Annotated in this window: 1 protein-coding gene; it reads left to right on the top strand. The window is 68.6% G+C overall.

What is annotated here, in order from left to right:
* Positions 1–1,259 (top strand): amino acid adenylation domain-containing protein (locus tag HGB39_RS38065; protein ID WP_168443037.1); only part of this gene is annotated, 1,259 nt, incomplete at both ends.

Below are 1,259 nucleotides of genomic sequence, written 5' to 3'. Positions count from 1 at the left end.
GACCTCGACCTCCTCGACGCCGACGAACGACGGAACCTGCTCGACCGCACCGGCGGCCCCGAACACCCCGCAACGACACTGCCACAACTGCTCACCACCGCCGCAGCACACAACCGCACCGCACCGGCGGTGACATACGAAGACCACCACCTGTCCTACGAACAACTCGACACCGCATCCTCCCAACTGGCACGGATCCTGATCGCCGAAGGCATCGGCACCGAAGACACCGTCGCCATCGCACTCCCCCGCTCCCCCGAAGCGATCCTCGCAGTCTGGGCGACCACCAAAACCGGCGCCGCGTTCCTCCCGATCGACCCGAACTACCCGAAAGACCGCATCACCCACATGCTCTCGGACTCCCGAGCCGCACTCGGAGTGACCACCACCGAGCACGCCACCACCCTGCCCGAACCACTGCCCTGGCTCGTCATCGACACCCCCGACCTCGAAAACCGCTGCAACACCATGGATTCAGGTCCGATCACCGACACCGACCGACTCCGACCCCTGCACACCACCAACACCGCCTACCTGCTCTACACCTCCGGCTCCACCGGCACCCCCAAAGGCGTCGTCGTCACCCACCAAGGGCTGGCCAACCTCGCCGCCGAACAACGCGAACGATTCACCATCACCCCCGACTCCCGCACCCTGGCCGTGGCATCCCCGAGCTTCGACGCCTCGGTCTTCGAACTGCTCCTCGCCACCGGAGCCGGCGCCACCATGGTCATCGCCCCACCCACCGTCTTCGGCGGCGACGAACTCACCCACCTCCTCCACACCACCCACGTCACCCACGCCGTGATAACACCGGCCGCACTGGCCACCATCGACCCCACCCACCTCCACACCCTGCACACCGTCCTCTCCGCCGGCGAGGCCTGCACCCCCGACCTGCTCACCCGCTGGGCCACACCCACCGACACCTCCCCCACCCACGCACCCCGCCGCTTCTTCAACGGCTACGGCCCCACCGAAACAACCGTGATGAGCAACTGCAGCGGACCACTGCCACCCGGCGGCCCGGTCACCATCGGCGGCCCGATCCGCGGCACCCACGCCTACGTCCTCGACGACCGACTCCGGCCCGTCCCCACCGGCGTGACCGCAGAACTGCACCTGGCCGGGATCCAGCTGGCCCGCGGATACCACAGCCGACCCGCACTGACCGCCGAACGGTTCGTCGCCAACCCCTACGGCCCACCCGGCGAACGCATGTACCGCACCGGCGACCTCGTCCGCTGGCACCCCGACGG

The sequence above is a fragment of the Rhodococcus opacus genome (assembly GCF_012396235.1).
Taxonomy (GTDB): domain Bacteria; phylum Actinomycetota; class Actinomycetes; order Mycobacteriales; family Mycobacteriaceae; genus Rhodococcus_F; species Rhodococcus_F opacus.
The sequence above is the reverse complement of the archived record's forward strand: the minus strand, read 5'-3'. Positions and strand labels throughout refer to the sequence as shown.